Origin of the sequence: Lysinibacillus sp. HST-98 (genome assembly GCF_016757845.1) — a bacterium.
GTDB lineage: Bacteria > Bacillota > Bacilli > Bacillales_A > Planococcaceae > Lysinibacillus > Lysinibacillus capsici.
On the sequence record NZ_JAENHX010000011.1, the window covers coordinates 33,863 to 51,869 of the forward strand.

An 18,007-nucleotide genomic window follows, 5' to 3' on the forward strand; every position below is an offset into this window, starting at 1 on the left:
CATGTGAGGCGTGGAGAATATGGAGAAAAACTACGATGTTTTAGTAAAGGATCAACTGTTCTTTGGCGGTGCAAAAGATGCAGAGGCTGCATTTACACAAGAATCCGTTGATGTTGTGATAGATGTTCGTGTTCAAGGGCTATCCCTTCAAGAGCAGGAAACAGTTCCTTATTCTTATAAACATATGCCTATAGCAGATGAAGATAGTGAGGTAGCATCATCCATCCAACAAGTAGCGCAAGAAGTTGCTATAGCCTTTGAGACAGGGCAGAAAGTATATGTTCACTGTGGAAGTGGGGGTGGACGTGCAGGTGTTGCAGCTACTGCCATCTTAATGGAGTTGGGAATGGCTGATTCGTTAGAAGCAGCACAGTCAGCTGTCAAAAAAGCTCGTCCAGTAGTAACGATACGCCCTAAAATGGAAGAGGCTCTGCAAAAACTTTATAAATAATTGAGAAGATGTACTAATAAGGTACATCTTTTTTTATGATGTAACAGATACTTTGTTCTATACTTATTAGAACAAAGTTGTTATAGTTAGTGTATAACAAATAATGAGGTGATCTATATGATGGAGGAATTAGCAAAAGTTCCATGGGCAGTTATAGCACCGCTCATCATCGTTCAAATTATTTTGATGATCGTAGCACTTATTGATTTACGAAAAATTCATGCAACAAACGGCCCTAAAATTCTTTGGGTGTTTATCATTCTATTTGCTAATCTATTAGGGTCAATTGCGTACTTTATAGTGGGGAGAAAGCAGTCATGACAACTTTACTTCAAGTTACAGGTTTGACCAAGCAATTTGGAGAGCACAAAGTTGTAGATGCTATTCATTTCAACTTAGAGGAAAAAACTTCTACGGCTTTAATTGGTCCGAATGGAGCTGGCAAGACAACCACTTTATCTATGTTAACGGGACTTTTGAAACCGACTGCTGGAAATGTAAAGATGCTAGGTAATGATTTACGTGCGAATATAGGTTTTTTACCACAATATCCGCAATTTCATCCTTGGCTAACTGCGTTAGAGTTTACAGAAATGGCTGCAAAGTTGAATGGTATAGCAGCCAAAAAGGCTAAATTAGAAGCACAAAAAACCTTAGAATTTGTAGGGTTGGGGGACGTCCAACATAAAAAAATAGCCTCTTTTTCAGGTGGAATGAAGCAGCGACTTGGTATTTCCCAAGCAATAGTGCATAAGCCTAAATTACTGCTATTAGATGAACCTGTTTCAGCATTAGATCCAGTTGGCCGTAGAGAAGTACTTGATTTATTAAAAGGACTACAGCAAGAGACGACTATTTTATACTCAACGCATATTTTAAATGATGCTGAAGAAATGACAGATCAACTATTATTCTTGCAAAATGGAAAACTAGTAGAGCAGGGAACATTACGTGAAGTACGGCAACGTTTTGATGAGCAAAATTATGTCATTGAATTTGGCAGTGAAGAAGAGGCTAAGCTTTTTGCAAATCCATCTAATCATGTAATAGGTTGTAATGTGTATATTGAGATTGTGAATGAGGAGCCGACGATGAAAATGTTGCTTCAACGGTTAAGTGAATGTCCTTATACAATTAGAAAGGTAGAGCGACAGACAGCATCTTTGGAAGAAATTTTCATGAAGGTGGCGAAAAAAGCATGAGAGGATTCAATGTACTTCTGCAAAAGGAATTTAGAGAAGCATGGCGGAGTTGGAAGTTTTTATGGATTCCTCTAGTGTTTGCTCTGCTTGGAATGAGTGATCCACTAACAAACTATTATATGATGGATATTTTAAATGCTGTTGGGAATGTTCCAGAGGGCTTTGAAATGTTGATGCCAGAATTAATGCCACTGGATTTAATTCAAGCTTCTATTGGGCAATTTCAAACAATTGGCTTATTGGTGATGATGGCTTCGTTTGTAGGAGCTATTAGTAAGGAACGTGCTAATGGTATGGCAACATTACTATATGCTCGGCCCATTTCATTTGGCGCATATTTTTTGAGTAAATTTGTTGTTATGAGCACCATCTGTTTTGTTAGTATTTTAGCTGGGTTTGGTGCAAGTGTCTATTATACAACTATTCTATATGGAACGTTGGACATGGGTGCACTGTTAGTAAGCTTTTCTACGTACTATATTTGGTTGCTATTTGTGATAGCTGTTACGTTAATGATGAGTGCCAGCTTTAAAACAGTTATTGCTACAACATGTGCATTTACAGTGATCTTTGTTGGGCAAATTATCGATATGATTATAGGAATCTTTTGGACAATATCACCGTGGAAACTAGCAAGCTACGGAATTGCAAAATTTCGAGGAACAATAGAGATGTCAGATTACTGGTGGAGCTTAGTCATTACGCTAGCATTGACAATTATCTGCATCGGCATTGGTATCATGATGATGAAAAGAAATGCGTCTATGACAAAAATCTGAAGAGAAAACGGTAAAAACCAACTTATAATGGATTTTTACCGTTTTTTATTTTAAATCATCCTACCATTTATCAGTAAAATCAATCCCACAAAGAACATGATCCAAGAAAGGGTCGAACTTGTTCTTTGATCAAAAAGCGTTTGAATTTTTCTTAAAGGTTTATTCATAAATCGGCGGAATAATAGATGTAAGCATAGTAGGATGATCCCTGGTGCAATCATTACTAAATTGTATCCTGCCAATAAAGGTAACCATTCATAAAACACTATTTGATTACTCGTTAAAATACCTATTGCCGCGAAATAAGGAAGAGCGGTTGCAACTTCTAAAATAGAAGTTGTGAAACCTAAAGCTACCATAGAGCTCACATGTAAAGATTTTGGTTTAGGTGATCCACTTGCCGTTCTTTTTGGTACTAACCAACTGCCAATAAATAAAACTCCCCCTACAATGGTCATGATTAATCGAGCTGAGTAACTATCTAGTAAATTAGAAATAGGGCTGAATATGACACCTAGACCTAACATTAAAAAAATCCCGGTACTAAAGTAAAACAACCCAACAGTCATTAAATAGATTAATAAAAGGCGGGTCTGCTTTTTTTTAGCCACAAGCAATACATAGACGGATACGCCAATTATAGAAGGACTAAACATGTCTAACAAAGCTAAGGTCCCAATCAGTAGCAACATTTCTATGTTCATGATTGTGACTTTCATAACGCCTGTTTTTTTGTTTCATAAACATGAAAAGCCTGCTCTATAAAATGTAGAAATTCTTCCTCTAAAGGATATAATCCTATTTGTTCAGATTTATAAGTAGATTTTCTTATCGTCCACATCTTCTCTAAAAATTCATCATTTCCGTTATATTCTACCTTGGCCTTTTCCATCATTCGTTTAATAATAAACTGCACGGAATCGGCTTCAGGGCTTTCCTTATGAAGCTGCTTTAATTGACCTAATAAACCAATCCACTCTAAAGAATTAGGATCATTTTGATTTAAATTGGGTAATTTTCGGAAAAGTTCTATTTCCGTAGCTGCAAAAATCTGCTGGCGGAAGGCTTGCTTATGATCTCGTTCTTGATTTGAAAGCTTAATGTACTTTTGGATAAGGGACTCTGTTAACCCACCTTCGATAGACGAAGCATTCTTTAATCCAAGGATGGTGTTCTTCATCTGCTGTAGTTTCTTTTGCTCTTCTGCTACAAAAGCTAACTGATGGTCTAAACTTGCTTCCCAATTCCATGAATTATTGATAAGTGTCTGAATTTCTTTCAACTTGAAGCCTAATGCCTTTAAAAATACAATCTGTTGTAACGTTTTGAGCTCGTTCTCTCCGTAAATCCTATGTCCTCCCTCAGTCTTTGCTATAGGAAGTAACAAGCTGATCTCCTCATAGTAACGTAATGTTCGAACAGAAATGCCAGTTTGTTTTGATACATTGTGAATCGTAAGCAAAGTAATCACTCCTCCTTTCATGACATTATATAAAATGACGTTACGTCACTTTCAAGAGGGATTGTAAAATTCCTTTCTTGGAATCTCTATAACTTAGGAATATAATGGGTGTGTAACTCGAAATTTGTCAAATAACTCGGAAAATATATAGACTACTATAGAAAGAAGGGACATGAAAAGTGGGAACTGAAAATTCCGATCGTTTCCTGACAGCGTTTAATCGAATAGATCATAGACTGAGAGATATTGTAGGTGCTAAGGATTTTATGCCTTTTTATCGGCTGATTGATCAAGCGAAGAAAAAGGATGTCTTGGTGAAGAAATATGAAGATGATCTCCGCTCATATGCAGACTTACGAAATGCGATTGTGCATCATCGTACATCATTACATTATGTGATTGCAGAGCCACATACTGATGTTGTAGAACGAATTGAATACATAGATGCTACCCTTGCTAAGCCAACGCTTGTAGGGCAAATGTTCCGTAAAAGAGTATTGATTTTTCAAGAAAATGATTCTTTAAAACATGTTTTAAAAGTGATACGTCAGCGCAAATATACACAATTTCCTGTTTATTATAATAAGCAGTTTAAGGGGCTAATCACAACAGTTGGAATCACAAATTGGCTTGCGTCAAAGATGGGTGGCGATCATTTACCGAAAAGAATACCAACACTGCATGATATCTTATTTCATGAGAAAAATAGAGTGAATTACAAATTTGTCAGTAGAACGATATCTATCTATGAGGCTGAAGAAATATTTAAACAAGGAGTCGAAAGAGGGAGACGCTTTGAGGCATTATTAATAACGGAGCATGGTCAACCACATCAAAGATTACTCGGTATTATTACGCCCTTAGATATTGTCAAAATTGATTAACAAAAAAACGAGACTAGACAAGCAATTAAGGGCTTGAATGTCTCGCTTTATCTTTTAAGCTGATGTACAAGGAACCATTTGTTTGGACTTGAGCAAAATAAACTTCTTCTACAGAATGCACGTTTTGCTTTTTCAATTTCTTTAATACCCAGTCTTCTGTCAGCTCAAGTTCAACAATATTCTCAGTAATAAGTTGACCATCAGAAATAACTTCAGTAGGAAGATAGGTAGGTGGTGATACATCTGCTTTAACATCCTGCTTTGTAGCCACTTGTTCAGAGGTTTTTTGTAGCACACTGAGCTTTCCATTCGTTTCTAGTAAGGCATACTCAACGTCTTGTACGGAGAAAATGGCTTGTTCACGTAGCATCATTGTAAGCTCATCTAGATGAAGACGATTTTTTTGTAGCGCTGATTCTAATATAAGACCCTTTTGAATAACAATCGTTGGTTTATCATCAACGAGAACGCGAGCTTTTTTAGATTTAATTGTAATAACGGTCATCAAATATGTTAAAGCACTCCACCAAACGAGCGAAATCAAACCATCTAAAAATGGTGTTTCTTCCTGAGAGGCAATTTCTGAAGCGATCGAACCAAATGTAATACCTGTAATATAATGGAAGAATGTTAACTGGCCTAGTTGTTTTTTCCCAAGTATACGTGCCAAAATTAGTAAGGCAAAAAACGAAAGTGTTGTGCGTAGAATCATTTCCCAAAAATGAGCATGTATAAAGCTTTCCATGCATATATCAACTCCTTTTACAGCTGTCGAACTATAGCTTGTGCAAAATGGTCGATAGTATGCGACAATCATGTTTAAACAAAATATGAGTGAGGTGGCAACATGAATAAACAATTAAATGTAACCAATCCAATCTATCCGATTATGATTGCAATCGGTGTTGCTCACCTTATTAATGATACGATGCAAGCTGTTATCCCGGCGATGTTTCCGATATTTAAGAGTGAATTAGGATTGACCTTTACACAAATTGGAATGATTTCTTTTGTATTAAACATATTTGCTTCTGCATTGCAGCCTGCGGTAGGCTATATCAGTGATAAAAAACCAATGCCTTATGCTTTACCTATCGGTATGATAAGTTCATTTATAGGGATTGCTATTATAGCGTTCACAACGCAGTATTGGATTATTATTATTGCAGTATTATTTATAGGCTTTGGGTCAGCTATCTTTCACCCTGAGGGATCGAGAGTTTCCTTTATGGCAGCAGGATCTAAACGAGGACTTGCGCAGTCTATTTATCAAGTGGGGGGAAATTCAGGGCAAGCACTAGCACCATTAATTAGTGCTTACATCTTTGATATTCTCGGACAACGTGGGGCTGCGATCATATTAGTCATTGCAACGTGTGGTATCATTTTATTAAGTAAAATTGCTACATGGTATAAAAAACAATTGGAGCAGGAGCGTACAACCAAGAAAAAGCGTGTACTCGTCTCAACATTGCCTCCATTAACAAAGAAACAAGTTGGCATCGCATTAACATTATTATTTATAATTATTTTTGCACGATCATTTTATACAACAAATATAACAAGTTTTTATGTGTTTTATCTAATGGATCACTATGAGGTTAGCCTTCGACTAGGGCAAATATTAATATTCACATTCATGGCATTTGGTGTAGTAGGTACCTTTTTCGGAGGCTCTTTATCAGACCGTATTGGTAGGAAAAATGTCATCATCCTTTCTGTAGTTGGCCCTATGCCATTTTGTTTGGCATTGCCATATGTACCATTATGGGCGGCTATGATATTTTTAGTTATTATTGGTACGTTGATTATGATTAGCTTCTCCGTAACGGTGGTCTATGCGCAAGAGTTAGTCCCAACAAAAATTGGCACAATGGCTGGTTTAACAACAGGATTTGCTTTTGGTATGGGCGCAATAGGGGCAATGGTTATCGGCGTTTTAATGGATCATAAAGGCATTGATTTTACAATGATTGTTGTTTCATTATTGCCTTTATTATTACTAGTTGCCTTCTTCTTACCGAAGGATAAACCTGCTTCAGCTGCTGTCTAATAAAAAAAACGCGTATCTACGCGTTTTTTTATTGTCTTAATGGAGCTAAAAATTCTGCTGGCAATTTTTCCTGATCGATTACATAGCCCTCTGAAATATGAACTTCATGCATTTTATCGTTGTAAGTAAACTTAAAGATGCCGTTGTCAAAATCTGTGCCAATTTCTTTGAAGAATATACCTTCAATCGATACATACTTAGGACATGTAAATGCTACTTTAAAGTTCTCATGTTCTTTAATTAAGTAAGCACGTACTCCTTTTTCATATGTTTCATTTGCATCATCGTCTGTTGGGCGTTGAACAGCTACGATATGAAAATCAACAAAGGGAACTTCCTTTAACAGTACGTTTAGGAACGAGCCTTTAGTGATTTCCTCCCAACGGCTTTGTGCGCTTTGCCCTACGATAATTTGCGAAATGCTATAATTCTTTGCTACCTCTGCAATAACCTTTTGTATGGGGCGTTTTTCATTATCTTGCAGAATAAATTTTTCGACCTCAAGCTCATCTGATAACTTTTTCCATTGCTCTATATAACTAGATTTCTCTGCGTCAAATGCATCAAGGGGTTGCGAATCGACTGAAAGAATATAGAGTGGGCAATCAAGCATTGTGGCCATCTTATGACCACGACGAATCAAACGTTCGCCATTTAAGCCGTAGTAAACACAAACTAATATACTTTCATCCAAACGCCCTTTTACATGCTTCATAAAAAATGTACACCTCTTATCTGTTGGTATTTTGTTAATTTCACTGTTGATTTTGAAAAAATTATCCTAAAACAGCTAAAATCAATGCTGTTACAGTGCATTATGCTCATTTATATTGTATACTTAAAAATGTATAAAAGTTAACGAAAATGTATTGGAAAACCCTTGAAGGATTAAGCTTAAATCAATAATTAGAGATTATTTAATTTATGCATTCTGTGCATCTATGCTAATTTGCTTTCATATGCCACACTATTATGCAGTGAGTTAAATAGATAGTCAAGTGTCTTCATTAAGCTGATATTAACTGAGTTGTAACTGTATAAATTATCTGATTTTCCACAAGTTATTTAGGCTTGCATCGGGTTAGAAGTGACTAAATAACTAAAATAACCGTTTTTATAAACAATTAAGCACTTTAACACCCCACCACATTCCATTAAATAATTTCAAGAATACATCTAATATGTTCCTTAGCTTGAACAATTTTCTAAAGTCTTAGCACTTTACATACCCATCACCACAAAAATTTGCTAGATGATTTAGATAGTAGGAGGTTTTCATTTGGTCACAGTTCTCATTGCGATACTTTTGCCATTTGTTTGTGCTGCTCTAATTCCATTGCTTTACAGGCGACTAAGGCGTGTCACACATCTTGGCTGGTTTGTTTTATCTGTTCCATTCATCTTGTTTCTTTTACTCGCTCGCTATATTCCTCAATTAGCCGAGGGTAAAACCGTTATTCATACATATGAGTGGATTCCCTCTTTTAATATAAATTTCACTACTTACCTAGATGGACTCAGTATGATTTTTGGTCTGCTGATTACAGGTGTAGGTAGTTTAGTCATTTTATATTCTATTTTTTATTTATCAACGAAAGAATCTCTTCATCACTTTTACTGCTATTTATTACTATTCATGGGCGCTATGCTTGGCGTTGTTTTTTCAGATAACCTAATGGTATTATACACATTTTGGGAATTAACAAGTGTGTCATCATTCCTATTAATCGCATTTTGGCATCATAGAAAGGCATCTCGCGCAGGAGCTAAAAAAGCGATGATGATTACAGTCTTTGGCGGACTCTCAATGCTTGCAGGTTTTTTAATGCTCTATGTAGCTTCTCATACATTTAGTATTCGTGAAATTGTAGCTAATGTAGAGGTTATACGAGATCATGCCTTATTTACGCCTGCCCTTATTCTAATTTTACTAGGGGCCTTTACAAAATCTGCACAATTTCCATTCCACATTTGGTTGCCTGATGCTATGGAGGCCCCAACACCAGTTAGTGCTTACTTACATTCCGCAACAATGGTGAAGGCAGGTATTTATTTAGTTGCTCGTTTTTCACCAGTTTTTGGAGGAGAGGCAGAATGGTTCTGGCTAGTTAGTGTTATCGGCCTCGTTACATTATTCTGGGGCTCATTTAATGCTGTCCGTCAGACGGATTTAAAAGCATTATTAGCCTTTTCAACAGTGAGTCAGCTTGGTTTAATTATGAGTCTCTTTGGTCTTGGGTCTGTTGGTCATTATTATGGCTATGAGGAAAACTCAATTCTTTACACTCAAGCAAGCTTTGCAGCGCTATTCCACCTTGTGAATCATTCGACCTTTAAAGGAGCTTTATTCATGATGGTTGGCATTGTCGATCATGAAGTAGGTACTCGTGATATTCGTCGTTTAGGTGGCTTAATGTCTTTCATGCCTATCACTTTTACAATCGCAGTGATTGGTAGCTTCTCAATGGCAGGATTGCCACCATTCAATGGCTTTTTAAGTAAGGAAATGTTTTTTGCAGCAGTATTGGCTATTCGTGATGTAGAAGCATTCTCTATTGCTGATATAGGGTTATTTTTCCCAATAGTAGCATGGGTGGCAAGTATCTTTACCTTTATCTATAGTTTGATTTTAATTAGTCGTACATTTTTGGGTAAACTACAACCAGAGAAGATTGATAGAAAACCACACGAAGCTCCACTTGGCATGTTAATATCGCCAATTATTTTATGCTTGTTGGTAGTTGGTATCTTTTTCTTCCCTAATATATTAGGGCATTATATTTTAGAGCCTGCTATGGCTAGTATTTATCCTACATTCCCAACTACAAGTGAGTTAACACCACATATTCATGCATGGCATGGCATCAATGCAGAGTTATTGATGACAGTAGGTGTCATTATTATTGGCATTATCTTATTTAAAACATTAAAAAGCTGGAAGCCACTTTATCGTCTATTTTCACAAAAGTATACGTTTAATACGTACTACAATCGAATGATAGAGATGAGTGAAAATGGCTCACAGAGGCTTACCAATAAATATATGACAGGTAATTTAACACATTATTTTATCTATATATATGTATTTTTTGTTGCACTTATCGCTGGTTATTTTGTTTGGTCAGATGCCATGACCTTTAATTTTGACAAAGATTCCGCTATAGAATCCTACGAGTTAATCCTTGTGTTTGTCATGATCTTTGCTGCTGTTTGGATGATTTTCGCAAAGGGGCGGGTGACAGCCATGTTGCTAAATGGTGTACTAGGCTATTCTATTGCCTTCTTCTTTGTTATTTTCCGTGCACCAGACCTAGCTTTAACACAATTAGTTGTTGAATCGGTCACTACAGCTTTATTCCTTTTATGTTTTAAATATTTGCCAGATTTAATGCCAGAGCTACCACGTAAAAGAGTTCAATGGTCAAAAGCATTGATTTCTATTTTTGTTGGTGCAACCGTAACAATTGTTGGTTTAGCCGTCGTACACTATGATCGCTTTGAACCAGTGGCTACTTACTTCAATGATGCCTATGAATTGGCTGGCGGTTCCAACATCGTTAATACAATACTAGGGGATTTCCGTGCTTTTGATACGATGCTAGAGGTTGTTGTTCTTCTAATTGCTGGCTTAGGGGTCTATGCTCTAACAAAGCTTAAGCCACGAAAGGAGGAAGCAGATCATGAAAATTAATGATGTGATATTAAGGACCGTTACCAAAGCGGTCGTGTTCATTATTTTAACACTCGGCGTGTATTTATTCTTTGCTGGGCATCATGCTCCTGGTGGTGGCTTTATAGGTGGTCTGGTGTTAGCCTCGGGCATTGTTTTATTATATCTAGCCTATGATATTGAAACTGTTCATAAAGGGATGCCTTTCGACTTTAAAAAGGTTGCAGCTCTTGGTGTATTGCTTGCAACTGGAACTGCAATAGGTTCGTTGTTTTTCGATGTACCATTTTTAACACAAGCACATACGTATATAGATGTTCCTATCTTTGGGAAAATGGGCTTTTCAACTGTCACTATATTTGAAGCGGGTGTAGCTTTAACAGTGGTGGGGGTTGTTGTAACAATTATTTTAAGTATAAGTGAGGATGAGTAGCCAATGGAGTCTTTAATACTTGTTTTAGTAGGTATATTAGTAGCTGTTGCGACGTACTTAATCCTCTCAAAGCAGTTATTACGTGTTATTTTAGGAACCGCTGTTTTATCTCATGCTGCCCACTTACTGATTCTGACTATGGGAGGTTTAAAAAAAGGGGATGTGCCGTTATTAGGAGAATCAGAGGGACCATATACAGATGCATTACCTCAAGCATTAATATTAACAGCGATTGTGATTAGCTTTGCTGTCACTGCTTTTGTTCTCGTTTTAGGGTATCGTGCGTACAAAACAAATGGTTCAGGGAATTTTGATGAATTGAGAGGTACGCCTGATGAGTAATATGATTGTTTTACCATTAATTGTACCGGTAATTACGGCTATTTTACTGGTGTTTTTAAAAGAGCATGTGACGCTACAACGCATCATCAGCTTATTGACATTGAGCTTTATTATTATCATCAGCGTCATTTTATTAGTAGAGATTCAAGAACAGGGTGTGATGCGCATTGACTTTAGTGGATGGGCACCACCATTTGGAATCTCATTTGTAGCCGATTCATTTGCGACACTATTAGTGTTAGTTGCAAATATTGTAGCCCTTATTTGTATGCTATATGCAATTTTTACAATGGAGCTAAGATATGAAAAAATGTATTTTTATCCATTTACCTTGCTGATGATAGCAGGTGTCAATGGTTCATTTTTGACGGGCGATATTTTTAACTTATTTGTGTGTTTTGAAGTGATGTTGCTTGCTTCCTACGCACTGATCAGCTTAGGTGGCGAAAAAATTCAGCTACGTGAAGCATTGAAATATGTGCTTATCAATATTGTAGCCTCTTGGATTTTCTTAGTAGCACTAGCTTTTCTGTATGGAACAGTAGGCACATTAAATATGGCCCATATTTCAGTTCGTGTAATGGAGGCAGGAGCTAATCCTCTTATTACAACAGTAGCGCTTATTTTCTTAATCGTCTTTAGCTTGAAGGCTGGACTTTTATTATTCTTCTGGTTGCCAGGCTCGTATAGCGTACCACCAACTGCCATTGCTGCTTTATTTGCTGCTTTATTAACAAAGGTAGGGATGTATGCACTTGTTCGTTCCTTTACATTGCTGTTCCCTAATAATCCTGAAGTCACACACACAGCTCTCGGCATCATGGCTGGAATTACAATTATAGCAGGCTGTATCGGTGCACTTTCAGGTCGTGATGTTAGAACAATAGCCTCCTACAATGTATTAATTGGTGTTGGTTTTATAATAATTGGGCTAGCAGTAGGTACAGAGTCAGCCTTACAAGGTGTTATCTACTATTTAATGCACGATATGATAGCTAAGGCTATGTTGTTTTTAGCTGTTGGCATGATGATCTATCTCACTGGGGAAACAGTAATTGATAAGATGAGTGGACTTATCCGTAACTATCCCTTTTTTGGATGGTTGTTCTTTATAGCAATGTGTTCACTAGCTGGTATACCCCCACTAAGTGGTTTTTTAGGAAAGGTTTTAATTGGACAAGGAGCGATAGAAGGTGGCCATTTCGTTCTATTAGGTCTAGGGTTTTTCTCTAGTTTAATTGTTTTATATTCATTGTTAAGGATATTTCTTTCTTCGTTTTTTGGCGAAACCATTATTAGCCTAGAAGATGAAAAACCTTTACCTAAACGTATATTGTTGCCTTTAACATTACTGGCTGTTTGCACATTTGGATTAGGGATTGGGGCAGAAAAACTGGCACCATTTGTCACAGATGCAGCTGAAACTCTTTATACACCATCTATCTATATCGATGCAGTTTTAGATGGCGAACAATGGCAAGGTGAGGTGAATAAATAATGGCGATGCAGTTTATTTTAAATTTATTTATCGCAACACTTTGGTTACTTCTACAGGATGAAGTAACACCACAATTTTCGACATTTTTAATGGGTTTTGTTGTAGGCATGGGTATTCTATATGCGATGCATCGCTTTTATGGTACTCAATTTTACATGCGGAGGGTCTTTTCCATCATCAAGTTATTATGGTTGTTTAATTGGGAGCTATTTTTATCAAGCTATAGTGTATTAAGACAAATCACTACACCTAAGCTAAATATTACACCTGGTATTTTCACATATAAAACTGTATTGGAGGGTGATTGGGAGATTACAGCTCTTGCCTTACTATTAACATTAACACCTGGCTCTGTCGTCATGGAGGTATCAGAAGAGGGAGATATCTTTTATATCCATGCTATGGACATAGAAGAGTCAAAGGATGCAGTTATACGATCAATTGGAAAATTTGAACAAGCAATAATGGAGGTGACACGCTAATGATTAACAATATATTACTTCTTGCACTTGCTTTCTTCAGTATTTCCATTGCGCTGTCGTTATATCGTGTTATTCGTGGTCCATCAATGCCTGATCGAGCGATAGCTCTCGATACAATTGGTGTTAATTTATTATCGGCTATTGCGATTGTCTCTATTATATTGAAGACTAAAGCATATTTAGAAGCTATACTTATTTTGGGCATTTTAGCGTTTATCGGAACGATTGCATTTACAAAATATATAGAAAGAGGTGTAATTGTTGAACGTAAATCAAATGATTGAATGGGCAGCAGTTATCCTTATTCTTATAGGTTCCATTGTGAGTGTTATTAGCGCATTTGGAATGATTCGCCTACCAGATGTTTATACACGATCACATGCTGCTACAAAAAGCTCTACATTATCTGTCTTAACCTGTTTGTTAGGAGCGTTTATCTATTTCTGGGTGCATGACGGTTTTGTTAGTGTACGGCTCATTTTAGGTATTCTTTTCGTCTTTGTGACAGCGCCCGTTGCAGGGCATTTAATTTGTCGTGCAGCCTATCGTTCTCGCGTTCCATTAGCCAAGGGCTCTGGTGAAGATGAATTAAAGTCAAAATTGTTCCCTGAAGAACATACGATAAAATAGAAGGAGAACTGCTTTGCCCTAAAGCAAACATAGATTGTTCAAAGAGAGCGGGGAAATCCCTGCACAAGAGATGAGAGAGCATAGCCAGAAGGTAGTAAACATTGGACATTTCATAACATTCAAGTGAAAGGGAAGTTGATTGGTTTAATCAACTTCCCTTTCAAATTATTCTTGAAAAACTAATTGATACCCAGAGCCTCTTACCATCACAATTTTAGCTGTATGACCTGGAATCGTTTCAAGTTTTTTTCTTAAATTGCTGATATGAACTCGTAAGGCTTGTGTTTGTCCAAAGCTATCCTCGTCCCAAATAAGTCGGTACAGCTCGGCAGCTGGAAAAGCTTGATTACAATGCTGTGCTAAAAAGAATAAAATTTGGAATTCCTTTGTTGATAAAGTTAATACAGTATCACCAATTGAAACTTTTCCTGAGTGTATATGGAAGTGTAATGTATAAATAATTTTGGTTCCTTCATTTACAGAAGTATGTTCAATTGGTTGCATCAACTTTTTATGCTGCCTTCGTTCAAGTAGCCGCTCAATTGTTTTTAAGAGTCGGTTGTGGTCAATGGGCTTTAAAATATAATCTATAGCCTGTACATTAAAGGCCTCTAAAGCATAATTTTCGTAAGCTGTAACAAAGACAATATCTATATAGCTTGAAACATTTTCTATTTTAGAAGCAAATTCAAGACCAGTCATTTCAGTCATTTCAATGTCTAAAAACAAAATATCAGGTTTTAACATATCAATATTTACTAAACCATCTTTAGGATTCTGGAAGGTTCCGATAATCTCAATAGAGCCACTTGCCTTTAGCATGGATTCTAATAAACGAATGGCTAAAATTTCATCATCTATAATAACTGCTTTTAACAAGCTGCTCACATCCTCTATAAAGTAATTATTGGAAATCTTATTTCAACAGTCGTTCCTTTGTTTTCGTGGCTATCAAAATGGATAGTAGCGTTGTCGAATTTTTTTAATCTTTTGGAAATATTTAAAATACCAATGCCTTGACTAGCTGTTTTCTCACCATTTTGAATTTGCCTTAAAAGCTCTGAAGATATCCCAATGCCGTTGTCAATCAGTTGGAAAATCACCATATGCTCTTCCTGCCTTATAACTAATAGTAGCTCGCTAACCTCTTTTCTGACTTTCAAACCATGAAGAAGGGCATTCTCTACTAAAGGCTGAAGCAGTAAAGGAGGAATAAGACATTGGATAGGCTCATCCATGCAAATATTAAATTCTAATTGCTCAGGATATCTAGTACGATGAATATTTACATAGGCCTCAATAAGACTAAGCTCCTTTTCCAAAGGGACGAGACTGTTGGCATTTTCAAAGGCAAAACTATTACGTAAAAATGTAGCAAAATCTGTAATCATTGCCCGTGATTTATCTAAGTCTAAATAGCTTAGAGACAGAATGGAGTTTAAGACATTATAAATAAAATGCGGTTTAATTTGTGCCTGTAAAAATGCGGTTTCCATCTTCACAGCTGTTTCTGCAGACTCCTTCAATAAAAGAAGATTGCGTACCCTTGTCTTTAGCTCGGTAGCATCTAAAGGTTTATGTAAAAAATCATTTGCACCAGTTTGAAAGGCTGCAATCATATCCTCTGGGCGAACCGCCGCAGTCAACATTAGAATAGGTAGCTCTGTAGACGTGTAATTTTGTCTAACCTGTTGACATATCTCATAGCCAGAAATAGAGGGCATCATAATATCTAAAATTAATAAATCGATACTAGGTTGTTGTGTAAGGTACTCAAATACATGATGTCCATTATCAATTGCTATAATAGAATAGTTTTCTTGTGTCAATATATCTATTAGTACCTTTAAATTAACAGCATCGTCATCCACAATAAGAATTTTTTTCTTTCCTATTTTTTCAACAATATGTGGAAATGTTAGAAAAGGATGCTGGTATGTTTGGATTGGCAATGATGGTAATTCCTCATGAGTCGGCTGACCTTTTCGTAATTTGAATGAAAAGGTAGTACCTTGTCCGACAATAGAATCCACAAATATTTTTCCACCCTGCCGCTCGACAAGCTCCTTTGTAATATGTAAACCTAATCCACTGCCACCGATTGAATAATTGAATTGTTGGAATGGGTTAAAAATGGTTTTTAAATTTTCTGGTGCTATCCCACACCCAGTATCCTTAACCTCAATTACTAGGAATGACTGTTTCTCATAACAAGTTATATCAATTTTTCCTTCATTTGTATACTTCACTGCGTTATGAATTAAATTATATAAAATTTGGCGAAGACGGTTTTCATCAGCTTGGACAAAGGTTCCCCGTTCTATATGATTATAAATTTTGACATTCTTGCTAATCGTGTAGGAAAGCACTTCTACAGTCATATGTGCAATGGCATATAAATCTACAGATGTCATCCGCAATGTTAATTCATTCTCCTTCAACTTTGAAAAATCAAGTAAATCATTGACTAAATAGGATAGACGTTCTGCAATATTGAAAATAAGTGATACTTTTTCTTTTTGTTCGTCCGCTGAGATAGGTAAACTATTATCCTTTAGCATAGACTGCGAAATGCCTATAATGCCATGTAAAGGCGTTTGGAATTCATGAGAGGTTTTAGCGAGAAACTCATCCTTTAATTTATCTACACGTATCAGTGCCTCTGTTAGCTTGCCTTTTTCTAAATAAGAATCTGCAAAACGATGAGAAATATATAGGGAAAGCATTGTCAGGCAAATAAATGGTAACAATGGTGGTAGAGCACTCAGTTCAAGATTAATATTTGTATTTAACGTTGCAACGATAAAATAAAGCAAAATGGCTAGGGAGCTTAATGTTAAATACATTACTCCAGTCGCACGTTTGTAAATTGCTATAATTTGCACATAGAAAATATAAACAATATTTGCGAATACATACAATGAGTTGATATTCTGAAATAGTGAATTAATGGACGTTGGAAGCAATGCAACAAGCATTAGAAGGGTACCTATTGCGCAAAACACTTTCACAACTAAACGGTTCATATGGTTTATTAGAGCACGGTAAAAATATAACAATATAAAAAGGCCTACAGCTATACTAGAGATCATTTGTATTTTCTGAAATGGAGCATAGGGAATATTTATAAAGTCTAGTAATAACTTTTCCCCATGGGTAAGGGTGTAGACCCCACTTGCAAAACAAAATATAGAGAAGTAAAGCTGTTCTATACCAAATTTTGAATAAAGATATGAGCCAAAAAAATAGATAAACATTGTTAAAAAACCTGCTAGGGTAATTAAATCGTAGAATATGGCACCCTCTCGAAGCTTTGCAATACTAGATTGATCCCCTAAAAAAATGGAGCTAATAATTCCTCCTCCTGGTGCATAATCAAAATTGGCAACATGTACAATCAATTCAAGTTCTTTTTTATCAGGCGAAAAATAAGCTGTATATGGAGTATTGTGGGGTATATAGCTGCTATCCTCAGCTGGCTCTCCACTATGTCCAATGCGCTTTCCGTTAATATACAATGCGTTCGACATTCGAATGTTACTCGTTTTAATTCCTAAAATATCTTCGGTATCATCGATTAAAACCTTGAGACGATAAGTTCCACTTTCAAATACAGGTATTTGTTGCCCATCAATTGTATATTTTGTCCAAGCTGAAGGGACATTAACAAGATAGCTTTGATAAGAATCAAAGGTTTCACCGTCCACTAAATGATTCGGGATAAATGCCCACTCCCCATCTAATTTGATAGGCGTATTATCGTGAAATGAATGATGACGTAAATCCATCACACCTTCAATCGCTTGCGGCCCATGCGACTTAGGTTGAGTTAAGAAAAAGGTAATGCCTGCTATCAGCACTGAGCCAATAATAATTGCGAACAATAACGATAATTTTTTCATCGTAAAAATCCCTTTCAAATGATTTATTTGGATTATACAAGATAACTTACGGCATTAATACAAAATTCCTACTAGCGATGAACTCTAAATATTGCGAGCTTAAAGGATGGCGATAATCTCTATCTCTGAACTGTTGAAATTAAGTTGTTTTTATGATGGAGGAATAAATAATGCGAAAACGGAAAATAGTAAAGTTACTTTGTAAAATGAATGAAAACA

At 36.3% G+C, this 18,007-nt stretch carries 19 protein-coding genes; 13 read left to right on the plus strand and 6 right to left on the minus strand.

Features of this window, described 5'->3' with window-relative positions:
• The first annotated feature begins 19 nt into the window (after positions 1-19).
• The 4 genes from JIN86_RS20035 (at position 20) to JIN86_RS20050 (ending at position 2,432) form a co-directional block, all read left to right on the plus strand.
• Positions 20-451 (plus strand): protein-tyrosine phosphatase family protein, encoded by a 432-nt coding sequence (locus JIN86_RS20035; protein ID WP_004233124.1) that lies wholly within the window; start codon positions 20-22, stop codon positions 449-451.
• Between the two features lie 117 nt (positions 452-568).
• Complete coding sequence (locus JIN86_RS20040; protein ID WP_004233126.1) at positions 569-772, plus strand: PLDc N-terminal domain-containing protein; 204 nt, start codon at positions 569-571, stop codon at positions 770-772.
• Positions 769-1,653: an ABC transporter ATP-binding protein gene (locus JIN86_RS20045; RefSeq protein ID WP_004233127.1), complete on the plus strand. Its 885-nt coding sequence runs from the start codon at positions 769-771 to the stop codon at positions 1,651-1,653. The genes JIN86_RS20040 and JIN86_RS20045 overlap by 4 nt, the downstream gene beginning before the upstream one ends.
• Positions 1,650-2,432 carry an ABC transporter permease gene (locus JIN86_RS20050; RefSeq protein ID WP_202342699.1) on the plus strand — a complete coding sequence of 261 codons (783 nt, stop codon included), beginning with the start codon at positions 1,650-1,652 and terminating at the stop codon, positions 2,430-2,432. Before JIN86_RS20045 ends, JIN86_RS20050 begins: the two co-directional genes overlap by 4 nt.
• Positions 2,433-2,482: 50 nt before the next feature.
• Here the strand turns inward: JIN86_RS20050 and JIN86_RS20055 are convergent, their stop codons facing one another.
• Together JIN86_RS20055 and JIN86_RS20060 are read right to left on the minus strand one after the other, a co-directional pair.
• Positions 2,483-3,136, minus strand: coding sequence for a GAP family protein (locus JIN86_RS20055; RefSeq protein WP_004233130.1), 654 nt, complete (start codon positions 3,134-3,136; stop codon positions 2,483-2,485).
• 11 nt (positions 3,137-3,147) lie between these two features.
• Positions 3,148-3,903, minus strand: a complete 756-nt coding sequence (locus JIN86_RS20060) for a MerR family transcriptional regulator (RefSeq protein WP_370568732.1) — start codon at positions 3,901-3,903, stop codon at positions 3,148-3,150.
• Between the two features lie 170 nt (positions 3,904-4,073).
• Here JIN86_RS20060 and JIN86_RS20065 point away from each other — a divergent pair, with 170 nt between their 5' ends.
• Positions 4,074-4,778 carry a CBS domain-containing protein gene (locus JIN86_RS20065; RefSeq protein ID WP_004233133.1) on the plus strand — a complete coding sequence of 235 codons (705 nt, stop codon included), beginning with the start codon at positions 4,074-4,076 and terminating at the stop codon, positions 4,776-4,778.
• A 25-nt stretch (positions 4,779-4,803) separates the two neighbouring features.
• Here JIN86_RS20065 and JIN86_RS20070 read toward each other — a convergent pair whose 3' ends face one another.
• Positions 4,804-5,523, minus strand: coding sequence for a YetF domain-containing protein (locus JIN86_RS20070; protein ID WP_202342701.1), 720 nt, complete (start codon positions 5,521-5,523; stop codon positions 4,804-4,806).
• Between the two features lie 102 nt (positions 5,524-5,625).
• On the opposite strand from JIN86_RS20070, the gene JIN86_RS20075 reads away from it, so the two are divergent.
• On the plus strand, positions 5,626-6,831 hold the full coding sequence (locus tag JIN86_RS20075; protein ID WP_202342702.1) for an MFS transporter: 1,206 nt from the start codon (positions 5,626-5,628) through the stop codon (positions 6,829-6,831).
• A gap of 28 nt (positions 6,832-6,859) precedes the next feature.
• Here the strand turns inward: JIN86_RS20075 and JIN86_RS20080 are convergent, their stop codons facing one another.
• Positions 6,860-7,546 carry an adenine nucleotide alpha hydrolase family protein gene (locus JIN86_RS20080; RefSeq protein WP_004233138.1) on the minus strand — a complete coding sequence of 229 codons (687 nt, stop codon included), beginning with the start codon at positions 7,544-7,546 and terminating at the stop codon, positions 6,860-6,862.
• 564 nt (positions 7,547-8,110) lie between these two features.
• On the opposite strand from JIN86_RS20080, the gene JIN86_RS20085 reads away from it, so the two are divergent.
• Genes JIN86_RS20085 through JIN86_RS20115 form a run of 7 tightly spaced genes read left to right on the plus strand, consistent with a single transcriptional unit; the run spans position 8,111 to position 13,886 of the window.
• Positions 8,111-10,522, plus strand: a complete 2,412-nt coding sequence (locus tag JIN86_RS20085; RefSeq protein ID WP_202342703.1) for a Na+/H+ antiporter subunit A — start codon at positions 8,111-8,113, stop codon at positions 10,520-10,522.
• Entirely contained in the window at positions 10,512-10,934 is a 423-nt protein-coding gene (locus JIN86_RS20090) for a Na(+)/H(+) antiporter subunit B (protein WP_004233141.1), read from the plus strand. The genes JIN86_RS20085 and JIN86_RS20090 overlap by 11 nt, the downstream gene beginning before the upstream one ends.
• Positions 10,935-10,937: 3 nt before the next feature.
• Positions 10,938-11,276 (plus strand): Na(+)/H(+) antiporter subunit C, encoded by a 339-nt coding sequence (locus JIN86_RS20095; RefSeq protein ID WP_004233143.1) that lies wholly within the window; start codon positions 10,938-10,940, stop codon positions 11,274-11,276.
• The gene (locus JIN86_RS20100) at positions 11,269-12,774 is read left to right on the plus strand and encodes a Na+/H+ antiporter subunit D (RefSeq protein ID WP_004233145.1); all 1,506 of its coding nucleotides are present in this window, start codon (positions 11,269-11,271) and stop codon (positions 12,772-12,774) included. The genes JIN86_RS20095 and JIN86_RS20100 overlap by 8 nt, the downstream gene beginning before the upstream one ends.
• Positions 12,774-13,256, plus strand: coding sequence for a Na+/H+ antiporter subunit E (locus JIN86_RS20105; RefSeq protein ID WP_004233146.1), 483 nt, complete (start codon positions 12,774-12,776; stop codon positions 13,254-13,256). The genes JIN86_RS20100 and JIN86_RS20105 overlap by 1 nt, the downstream gene beginning before the upstream one ends.
• Entirely contained in the window at positions 13,256-13,540 is a 285-nt protein-coding gene (locus tag JIN86_RS20110) for a Na(+)/H(+) antiporter subunit F1 (protein ID WP_004233151.1), read from the plus strand. Before JIN86_RS20105 ends, JIN86_RS20110 begins: the two co-directional genes overlap by 1 nt.
• A complete protein-coding gene (locus tag JIN86_RS20115; RefSeq protein WP_004233152.1) occupies positions 13,518-13,886 on the plus strand; it encodes a Na+/H+ antiporter subunit G in 369 nt (122 codons plus the stop codon). The genes JIN86_RS20110 and JIN86_RS20115 overlap by 23 nt, the downstream gene beginning before the upstream one ends.
• Before the next feature lie 165 nt (positions 13,887-14,051).
• Here the strand turns inward: JIN86_RS20115 and JIN86_RS20120 are convergent, their stop codons facing one another.
• Together JIN86_RS20120 and JIN86_RS20125 are read right to left on the minus strand one after the other, a co-directional pair.
• On the minus strand, positions 14,052-14,765 hold the full coding sequence (locus tag JIN86_RS20120) for a DNA-binding response regulator (protein ID WP_202342704.1): 714 nt from the start codon (positions 14,763-14,765) through the stop codon (positions 14,052-14,054).
• Between the two features lie 14 nt (positions 14,766-14,779).
• On the minus strand, positions 14,780-17,788 hold the full coding sequence (locus tag JIN86_RS20125) for an ATP-binding protein (RefSeq protein ID WP_202342705.1): 3,009 nt from the start codon (positions 17,786-17,788) through the stop codon (positions 14,780-14,782).
• Positions 17,789-18,007: the final 219 nt, after the last annotated feature.